The organism is Methylobacterium sp. WL116 (assembly GCF_008039455.1).
GTDB lineage: Bacteria > Pseudomonadota > Alphaproteobacteria > Rhizobiales > Beijerinckiaceae > Methylobacterium.
Genome location: NZ_VRUV01000162.1, coordinates 1 through 8,580, shown reverse-complemented (window position 1 = coordinate 8,580; position 8,580 = coordinate 1). Strand labels below are relative to the sequence as shown.

General features: G+C 68.9%; 8 protein-coding genes and 1 pseudogene. 1 reads left to right on the top strand and 8 read right to left on the bottom strand.

Translation table 11 applies throughout. From position 1 onward, the window contains the following. Window positions 1-39: 39 nt before the first annotated feature. The 8 genes and pseudogenes from FV223_RS13580 to FV223_RS13545 form a co-directional block, all read right to left on the bottom strand. Window positions 40-495 carry a YidB family protein gene (locus tag FV223_RS13580; protein ID WP_147727548.1) on the bottom strand — a complete coding sequence of 152 codons (456 nt, stop codon included), beginning with the start codon at window positions 493-495 and terminating at the stop codon, window positions 40-42. Between the two features lie 51 nt (window positions 496-546). Then, on the bottom strand, window positions 547-1,107 hold the full coding sequence (locus FV223_RS13575; RefSeq protein ID WP_187276138.1) for a cupin domain-containing protein: 561 nt from the start codon (window positions 1,105-1,107) through the stop codon (window positions 547-549). A gap of 40 nt (window positions 1,108-1,147) precedes the next feature. Continuing rightward, window positions 1,148-1,429 (bottom strand): hypothetical protein, encoded by a 282-nt coding sequence (locus FV223_RS13570; RefSeq protein WP_246689677.1) that lies wholly within the window; start codon window positions 1,427-1,429, stop codon window positions 1,148-1,150. A 75-nt stretch (window positions 1,430-1,504) separates the two neighbouring features. Beyond that, entirely contained in the window at window positions 1,505-2,392 is an 888-nt protein-coding gene (locus tag FV223_RS13565; protein WP_147727546.1) for a YsnF/AvaK domain-containing protein, read from the bottom strand. Then, on the bottom strand, window positions 2,389-2,889 hold the full coding sequence (locus FV223_RS13560; RefSeq protein ID WP_147727545.1) for a YsnF/AvaK domain-containing protein: 501 nt from the start codon (window positions 2,887-2,889) through the stop codon (window positions 2,389-2,391). The genes FV223_RS13565 and FV223_RS13560 overlap by 4 nt, the downstream gene beginning before the upstream one ends. After that, window positions 2,889-3,845 (bottom strand): PhnA-like protein, encoded by a 957-nt coding sequence (locus tag FV223_RS13555; RefSeq protein ID WP_147727544.1) that lies wholly within the window; start codon window positions 3,843-3,845, stop codon window positions 2,889-2,891. Before FV223_RS13555 ends, FV223_RS13560 begins: the two co-directional genes overlap by 1 nt. Before the next feature lie 71 nt (window positions 3,846-3,916). Beyond that, a complete protein-coding gene (locus FV223_RS13550) occupies window positions 3,917-4,177 on the bottom strand; it encodes a GlsB/YeaQ/YmgE family stress response membrane protein (RefSeq protein WP_147727543.1) in 261 nt (86 codons plus the stop codon). A gap of 519 nt (window positions 4,178-4,696) precedes the next feature. Then, window positions 4,697-6,127, bottom strand: a pseudogene (locus FV223_RS13545) (helix-turn-helix transcriptional regulator); the annotation flags it as partial. A gap of 327 nt (window positions 6,128-6,454) precedes the next feature. On the opposite strand from FV223_RS13545, the gene FV223_RS13540 reads away from it, so the two are divergent. Beyond that, complete coding sequence (locus FV223_RS13540) at window positions 6,455-8,410, top strand: AI-2E family transporter (protein ID WP_147727541.1); 1,956 nt, start codon at window positions 6,455-6,457, stop codon at window positions 8,408-8,410. Window positions 8,411-8,580: the final 170 nt, after the last annotated feature.

Sequence of the window (8,580 nt, the reverse complement as noted above, 5' to 3'; positions counted from 1 at the left end):
GGTCCGGGGTGAAGGGGGGCTGGAACGGCTGGCTGGGCGTCAGTGCGCCGGTAGCCTGCCGTCGGGGGTGTAGCGGTCGACAGCCGACGGAAGCTCCCGCGAGAGCCTGGACAGCAGTTCGTCGTGCGAGAGGCCGGTCTGGCGGGACAGGGCGTCCATGACGTCGGGACCGATGGCCTGCCGCAGCTGGGGCGGGGCGATCTCGTGGTTGGGGCCGTGATTCACCCACGAGTCCGCTGCCGCGCCGTGTCCGTTCTGACGGAAGCTATCGACCAACTGGCCCAGTCCCCCGCTGAGCACGTTGCCGACGCCGGCGCCGCCGAGCGCACCGCCGATGTTACCGAGAAGTCCCCCGAGGCCCGCTTGTCCGTGGGTGGACGCGGAACCGGAAGCCGCATGGCCGCCGAGCATCTCGGCGATCTTGTCCTTGTTCTGGAACCCGGCCACGGCGAGCAGGCCGAGCAAGGCGGTCATGGAGGGAAAGCCGTCACTCATCGCGTGTCTCCTGTGTCATGTATGCCGTTCACGGCGGCTAGGTGGCGGTGCCTAGCCGGTCGTCGGGTTGGTCGGGTTGTCGTCGGTCGGTCCGAGCTTCTCCGTCTCCGGACGGTCGTCAGTCGCAACCTCTTCCAGGGCCATGTCGGGGGGCGTTGTCTCACGCTCCGGCATGGGGTCCGTCGGAGTTTTCGCGGAAGAGTCGGCCGGCCCGTCGGCGGTAGCGTCGGGCTCCGCGAGGTTGAAGTCGTAGCCCTGCGAGCCGACCTCGGTTGCCTGGATCGTCAGGACCTTGCAGCCGTGGACCGAGGCGTGGGGACCGTGCACGACGCCGGCCGCGTGCGTCAGGTACGTTCCGGGCCCGAGGCTGCGACCCGCGTCCACGAGGTCTCCCTCCAGCACGTAGTGGGCTTCAGCCCCGTTCCTGTGGAAGTGAGCCGGGATCTCGGCGCCGGGCTTGATGTGGATGATGGTGCCGACCACGCCGCGAGAGGCGTCGACGTTGAGCAACTGGGCCTCGATACCATCCGGGGTCGCCCCCGGGAGCTTGATCCCCGAGGTTTCGATTTCGTCGGCTACCGCGACCAGCGAACCGTTGTTTTCCGTCATCATTGGGTTTGGTCCATTCCTGGCTCGGGGCGTAGGTACGCCATCAGGGTTGGCTGCCCTCGGCCTGTCGGGACCCGCGCCCATCGGGCGCCCCCCGGTACGAGGCGATGGCCGACCGGCACTCGGCCGAGACCTTTGTCATCTTGGCGCGGAAGCAGGCCTCGACGTGGTCTCCGTTCGGGTCGATGCCGGCGCAGAGCCGGAGGTAGTCGCCGGTGCAGGCCAACCGCAGCGCGTCCTCCGAAACGCCAAGGTCACGGGCCTCGACGTGCACGGTCGGCAAAACGACGAGCGCCGCCAGTGCGAGGATGCGACAGAAGAACATATCGATTATGTCCGATGACATGGGGGGACGTAGGAGCGGGACGGGGACGGCCGGCGGCCGCCCCCGGGACGAGGCTTAGACCGGCTTGTGCGGGACGGTGCCGGTGGTGGTGCCGGTCGTGCCGGTGCGCTCGACATTGCCGCGCTCGTCGGTGACCTCGACCTCGGTGTGGCGCACCTTGTCGGTCACGGTCTCGACGTGCTGGGTCGCGTCCTTGCGGATGCCGACCTCGCCGACGACGCGGGCCTCCTTCGAGACCACCGCTTGCTCGCGCATCTCAGTCGCCTCGATCACCTTGTCCTCGAACAGGGCCATGTCGCCCGGCGTCACGGCCCGGTCGACCACGCGGCGGTCGACGTGCACCGTCTCGTCACGCAGGGTGACGTTCTCGCTCACGGCCTTCTCGACGGCGTAGGAGCGCACCCTGACGCGGCCGCTGTCGACCATGCGCTTGCCGACGTTGAGGCGCTCCTCGACCACCGGGATGTACTCGGTACCCTGGGCCGTGCCGTGGGCGGCGACGGACTCGGTGTTCCCCGTCGCATGCAGACCGGTGGCGACGGTCGCAGTCGCCGGGGCGGAGGCCATCGCCGGCGCGCCGGTCGCCTGCCCGGTCCAACCCTCCTTGCGCCACGACGCCTCGCGCTCGTCCATGTCGACCGAACCGTGCTCTTCCATGATGTCGTAGGTCCGCTCGGCGTATCCGTCCTCGACGGTCGCGCTAAGCATGGTGCCGCCGCGGTGCAGGCCCTCGGCGTGGGCGTGGCGGTCGTCCTCCGGCATGAAGAACTCCTTCAGCGAGCCCCACATGCCACCCTCGTGCGTCGTGGCGGTGCCGGTACCGGCCTCGCTGCCGGACAGGATCCGGACCCCGACCTCGGGGATGCCGAGGGCGACGAGCTTCGCCTTGGCGGCGGTCGCCTCGGGGTAGGTGTCGTACATGGCGGTGATGGTCTGGGTCATGGTTCGATCTCCGATGGCAGTGCGTGGGGCAGAGCCGTGACGTGCCCCTCGGGGGACACGCGTTCGATCACGGCGTGCTGCCTGCGCAGCGTCACCGGCATCTCGACGTCTTCGCCCGCCGTGGTCTGGCGGACGTGCACCTCCTCCTTCAGGACGAGGCGCTTCTCGACGACGAGGATCTCTTCCAGGACCGGGATGATGGTCACCCCGTTCTCCTCGCGGACTGCCGGGGGCGCCTCGCCCACGGCCAGCGTCCGGTTGATCGGCACCCGGGTGACCCCGACCATGTCGCTGCGCAGGGTCTCGCGCAGGACCTGGTCGATGGTCTCGGTGCGGGTCGAGACCCGCACCCGTCCGGTCTCCACCGCCCGCTTGTCGATGCGGGCGGTCTCGGCGATGAGCGGGAGCGTTACGCTCTCGCCGACGGCGACCTCCGTCGCCGGCTTGACCTGCGTCCCGAGGAGACGCGGCTCGATGGCGGCGGGGTCGCTCACCATCAGACCCGACGCTGGGTCGTGGCGGCGGGGGCGGTGCGGGTGAGCACCGGGTCGACGGCGGCACCACGGCCGGCGAAGAAGGCCGACAGCGCACCGAGGATCAGCGCCAGGGCACCGTAAAGCGCGCCCTGAGAGCCGACGCGGGCGGCGGTGTCAGCCGCCTGCTTGGCCTGCTCCTTGGTCTGGGCGACTGTATCGTTGAACTGCTTGGTGTAGTCCGCGACCTGGGTCCGGGCCTGCTCGACCGGGATGTTCTGCGCTTTGGCCAAGGCCTGGGCAGCCTTCTCCTGGGCGTCCTTCTGCTGGGCGGCGTCACCGGTCACGGCGGCGCGCATGGCGCTGACGGCGGCGTTCTTGAGCGCCTCGGGATCGTTGCCGGTGCCGTTGCGGACCTTGCTCTCGATGTTCGAGAACGGGTTATCCATGCCGGGCAGCGAGGGACCTGCGGCCTGCGCCGCGGTTTTCACCGAGCCGCCGATCAGGTTGCCGGCGCCGCCCAGCGTGCTCGACACCGCGCTCGACGCGCCGCTGACGATGCCGCCGACGGCCGAGGACAGCAGGTACACGACGACGAGCGTCGAGACCGCCCAGGCGAGCAGCCCGTGGTAGGCGGTGGTAGTGTTGGCCGGCTTGCCCGAGAGGCGTCCGGCGAGCCAGCCGCCAGCGGTGGCGGCGAGGATGCCGGAGATCACGAACCAGATCCCTGCGCCCGACGACAGGCTGCCCGCGGTCGGGGTGCCGTTGCCGGCGGGGTCGACGGTCGACAGCCCGATGCCGAGGCCGACCATGTTGAGGATGACCTGGGCGACGAGCGAGATCACCGCGCCGGCGATCACCGCGCCCCAGGAGACGGAGTGCAGCGCCATCGTGCGCATGTCCTCGGCCGGGGTGGCGAGGCTCGTGGTCGGTAGGTCGCGGTCGTAGGCCGGACGGGTGGTATCGGGTGACAAGGCCATCGTGGGAACTCTTTCGTCGGGAGTGGTCGGATCGGTCTTCGGCCAAGGGTCGGCGGAAGGGGTGCGTCGGGTCAGAGGACCCGGCGGCGGCCGGCCAGGGCGTGGTAGAGCCACAGCACGATCACGGCGCCGACGACGGCGACGAGCAGGCTGTAGAGGTTCACCCCGGAGACGCCGGGCTGGCCGAACTGGTTGAAGAGGAAGCCGCCGACGACGGCGCCGACCACGCCGAGCAGGATGTCGACGAGTAGGCCCTGGCCGCTGTTGTTGACGATCTTGCTACCGATGAAGCCGGCGATCAGGCCGAGGACGATCCAGGCGAGGATGGACATGGTCGGGCTCCGGGCATGCGTGGTCGGTCGGTGCCGAAGCCACGCGGAAGGGGATGGGATGTGGGCTTAGGTCGGGCGTCGCGGTCGCGGCGCGACGGTTGCTCACCGTTGCACCGGCCTATGGTGGTCCGCTCGGCGGACGGTCCCGATACGCGACAAGCGTCTCGTGACTACGATGTTCCGTCGATTAACATGCTCTCGGTGAAATCCGACCGATGGAAGACTTTCATCGTCCGAGCGGGAAAGCGCATCGTTCAGTCGGAAGCAGTCTTCGGTTTGCGGATCTTTCGTCTTTTCGGTTCCGGTATCGTCGGACCGAGCGTGGGTTCGGACCCCGGATCACCGGTAAGCTTTCTCAGTGCGTCCCGCACCGAGGCTTTGACCTGTTCGAGCGTCGGGTTGGGTTCCTCAGCCATTCGGTCCCCAATCGACGCCCTGGTGCGTCGTTGGGTAAGATGGCGTGTGTGCAGGCTTGAACAAATCGTCGAAACGTACCGGTCCGAGTGTTTTATGTACTGGTCAGGCCGCCGGGAAGCCGTGGTCGCGCCCCCAGCCAACGGCCTGGGTGCGGCGGTTGACGCCGATCTTGCGGTAGAGCGCGGCGGCGTGGTTGCGCACCGTGCTGCCGGACAGGCTCAGCGCCTGGCCGATGGCCTTGTCGCTGTCCCCCCGGCAGATCAGGTCGAGCACCTGACGCTCGCGGGCAGTGAGGTCCGGCATCGCGGACTTCCCTGCCTCGCCGGGATTGCGCAGGACCGCGAGCTTCTCGACCAGGCCGCGGCTGAACCAGGAGGCGTCGGTCATCACCGTCTCGATGGCCGAGTACAGCTCGCGCTCGGATCGCTTGCGTTCGGTGATGTCCTGCAGGACCGCCAGGATTGCATCCTCGCCGTTGATGACGATGCGCTCGGCCGAGACCAGGCAGTCGAGGGACGCACCGCTTCCGTCGCGCACGCAGGTCTCGACGCCGAGCGCCGACCCTTCGCTCGCCAGGGTCAAGTCGAAGCGTTCGCGCGCGGCGTCGTCGACCCAAAGCCCGGTTTCCGCAACCGTCCGCCCCATGGTCTCCTTCTCGCCGCGCCCGAACACCCGGACGAAAGCCTCGTTGACGGCGGTCACGGTGTGGTCGCACGCCCGGGTCAGCACGGTCGGGACCGGGGTGAGCCTGAACGCCTTGGCGAAGCGCTCCTCGCTGTGGCGCAGCGCGGTCTCCGCCGTGCGGCGCGGTTCGAGATCGGCGAAGGTGAACAGCATGCAGGCGACGTCGCCCATCTCGATGGGCTGGCCCGCGACGATGACCGCATGGGTCCCGCCGTCGGGTCGCTTCAGGTATGCCTCCCGGTGCGGGATAGGCTCGCCGGCGTTGAGGTGTTCGAGCGCCTTCTCCCGTCCGTGCGCATCGGCGAGGAGATCGACCTCGTACACGCTTCGCCCGAGGACCTTGTCGCGCCCGTAACCGGTGATTTCCAGGAACCCGGCGTTCACGCGGACCAGGCGCAGGTCGGACAGGCGTACGATCACGGCTGGAGCCGGGTTAGCGTTGAACGCGCTCTCGAAGCGCTCCTCGGCCTCGAACTGCGCCGAGATGTCCTTGATGATCAACGCGAGGAAGGTCGGGCGGCCCCCGGCGTCGGTGACGACGAGGCTGCGCAGGGAATGGACAAAGTCGACGCCCGGACGGTCGGCATGCCGGACCTCGACCACGACGTCCCGGAAGGTCTCGCCGTCGACGACGCGTTCGATGGGATAGCGACCCGGCGCCTGGTTGTTGCGGTAGCGCAGGCTGAAGCGTGCCCGGTAGACATCCACCGTGGAACCTAGGTCGTCGAGGCTCGCGACGCCGTGCATCGCCAGGGCCGCATCGTTGGCCCATGCGATGCGTTGGTCCGGCTCGACGAGGATCACGCCCTCGCTCATCCCGGCAACGAGTTGACGGAGCTCGGAGCGGTTGGCGTCCGTCGCGACAGGTCCCTGCTCACGGCCGTGGCCGCCCTCCGTCCGTACCGTCGACGGTTCGGGATCGCGACCGGGCGGGCGTCGGACCTTACGCGACGATGCCGAAGGGGTGGCCTTGGCCTTCATGATCGCCCCCCGGGGATGACCTCGCGTACGACGACTTCGGGCCAAGATCGGGAGCGTAACACGCCGGATGGGAGGTGTCCCGACCCAGGCACCGAACGATCGCCCGCGAGGGATACGGGATTCCCGGGACCAATCGCCCCGGGCGACGTTATCGGGCGGTGCGCCGTACGGAACGGGCGTGCCGAGGGATGCCGTATGCCGAGCGATGACGCCGTAGTCCTGCGCCCGCCCGCCCAGGTGCCGCCGCCGTTGGTGCCGGGCCTTCGCGGCCTGCTCACGCTGGCCGTCGGCGTGGTGCTGATCGCCGCGCTGTACTTCGGGCGCGAGGTGTTCATCCCCCTCGTCCTGGCTGTGCTCCTCAGCTTCGTCCTCGCCCCGGTGGTCAACCTGCTCCGGCGGATCAAGCTCGGGCGCGTCCCCTCCGTCATAGTAGCGGTGCTGCTGGCGCTGGGCGTCATCGGCGGCATCGGCGCGCTCATCGGCACGCAGGTGGCGGGGCTCGCCGGCAACCTGCCTCAGTACCAAGCCACGGTCTCGAAGAAGTTCGCGGGGCTGCAGCAGGGCTGGCTCGGCGAGGCCAACAGGGTCATCCAGAAATTCAGCCACGAGGTCCACGACGCGACGCAGAAGGCGGACGCGTCGGGAACCACGGCCGCGACGGGGGCCGCAGGCGATACGCCCAAGGCGCAGTTGGTCCGCGTCCAGGACCCGGAGATCTCCCCCCTCGCACTCGCCGAGAAGGTGCTCGGTCCGATCTTCGAGCCGCTGACCACGGTCGGCATCGTGCTGGTCGTCGTAGTGTTCCTGCTGCTGCAGCGCGAGGACCTGCGCAACCGCATGATCCGCCTGTTCGGATCGAGCGATCTGCACCGCACGACGGTGGCGATGGACGACGCCGCCGGTCGCCTCGGGACCTACTTCCTCGCCCAGCTCGGCATGAATGCCGCCTTCGGCATCATCGTCGGCGTCGGCCTGTGGTTCATCGGCGTGCCCAACCCGCTCCTGTGGGGGGTATTCTCGGCGCTGATGCGCTTCGTGCCCTACATCGGCGCCTTCATCTCCGGTATCCTGCCCGTTGCCCTGGCCGCCGCGGTGGACCCGGGTTGGAGCATGGTCATCGCCACCGCCGCCCTGTTCCTGATTGCCGAACCGATCTTCGGGCAGGTCATCGAGCCGCTTCTCTACGGCCACTCCACCGGTCTCTCGCCGTTCGCCGTGATCGTCTCGACCCTGTTCTGGGGCTTCCTGTGGGGTCCCATCGGCCTGATCTTGGCGACCCCGTTCACCGTCTGCCTCGTCGTTCTCGGGCGCCACGTCGACAGCCTGGAGTTCCTCGATATCCTGCTCGGCGACCGGCCGCCGCTGACCCCGGTGGAGAACTTCTACCAGCGCATGCTGGCGGGCGACCCGGACGAGGCGCGCGACCTCGGCGAGGCCATGCTGAAGGAGCGCTCACTGTCGTCGTACTACGACGAAGTCGCGCTAAAGGGCCTGCAGCTTGCCGCCAACGACTACGCCCGCGGCGTGGTCACACCGGCGCAACTGGAGAACATCCGGGCGTCGGCGCGGTCCCTGGTCGACGACTTCGAGGACCATCCCGACGTCGAGCCCGCCGGTAAGGATGCGACGGTCAACCCGAATGACACCCCGTCGCTCGCCGAGCGCGCGCATCCGAAGACCGAGGCCGTCCCCGGCCAGGCCGCCGCCCGGGACGATCTGCCCGAGGCGTGGCGCGGCAAGGCACCGGTACTATGCCTTGCCGGGCGAGGCCCCCTAGACGAGGCCTCCTCGGCGATGTTGGCGCAACTCCTGCGCAAGCATGGGCTCGGGGCCCGCGTCACCGCCTACCAATCCGCTTCGCGCGAGGGCATCCGCGACCTCGATCTGTCCGGCGTGGCGATGGTCTGCATCTCCTACCTCGATATCACCGGCAACCCGTCGCACCTGCGCTACCTGCTCGAACGCCTCAAGCGGCGGGCCCCTGGCGTCCCGGTGCTCGTGGGGCTCTGGCCCGTGGGCGAGGGGGTGCTTACCGATGCCGCGCTCGGCCGGCAGGTCGGGGCCGACGCTTACGTGTCGTCGTTGCGCGGGGCGGTCGAGGCCTGCTTGAAGGCTGCGGGCGGCGTGGACGAGGAGAGGACGGCTGCCTAGTGATCCAAATCTGATGCTTGTACCCACCTGCGAAGTCCGCAGCGGGTGGAGGCTGTGTGAGAACGCGTTTGCGGACTGGACGGACCCGACAGCGCAAGGCCCAAAGGGTCCGGGCTTTCATCCTCGGATGGCTGCGATGAGTGGGCCGGCACCGAGGATCGCGATCACTC

Bases quoted from the DNA above. Each gene is read 5' to 3' on its own strand.
- FV223_RS13575 (WP_187276138.1), bottom strand. From the start codon at position 1,107: ATGATGACGGAAAACAACGGTTCGCTGGTCGCGGTAGCCGACGAAATC.
- FV223_RS13540 (WP_147727541.1), top strand. From the start codon at position 6,455: ATGCCGAGCGATGACGCCGTAGTCCTGCGCCCGCCCGCCCAGGTGCCG.
- FV223_RS13580 (WP_147727548.1), bottom strand. From the start codon at position 495: ATGAGTGACGGCTTTCCCTCCATGACCGCCTTGCTCGGCCTGCTCGCC.
- FV223_RS13555 (WP_147727544.1), bottom strand. From the start codon at position 3,845: ATGGCCTTGTCACCCGATACCACCCGTCCGGCCTACGACCGCGACCTA.
- FV223_RS13570 (WP_246689677.1), bottom strand. From the start codon at position 1,429: ATGTTCTTCTGTCGCATCCTCGCACTGGCGGCGCTCGTCGTTTTGCCG.
- FV223_RS13565 (WP_147727546.1), bottom strand. From the start codon at position 2,392: ATGACCCAGACCATCACCGCCATGTACGACACCTACCCCGAGGCGACC.
- FV223_RS13550 (WP_147727543.1), bottom strand. From the start codon at position 4,177: ATGTCCATCCTCGCCTGGATCGTCCTCGGCCTGATCGCCGGCTTCATC.
- FV223_RS13560 (WP_147727545.1), bottom strand. From the start codon at position 2,889: ATGGTGAGCGACCCCGCCGCCATCGAGCCGCGTCTCCTCGGGACGCAG.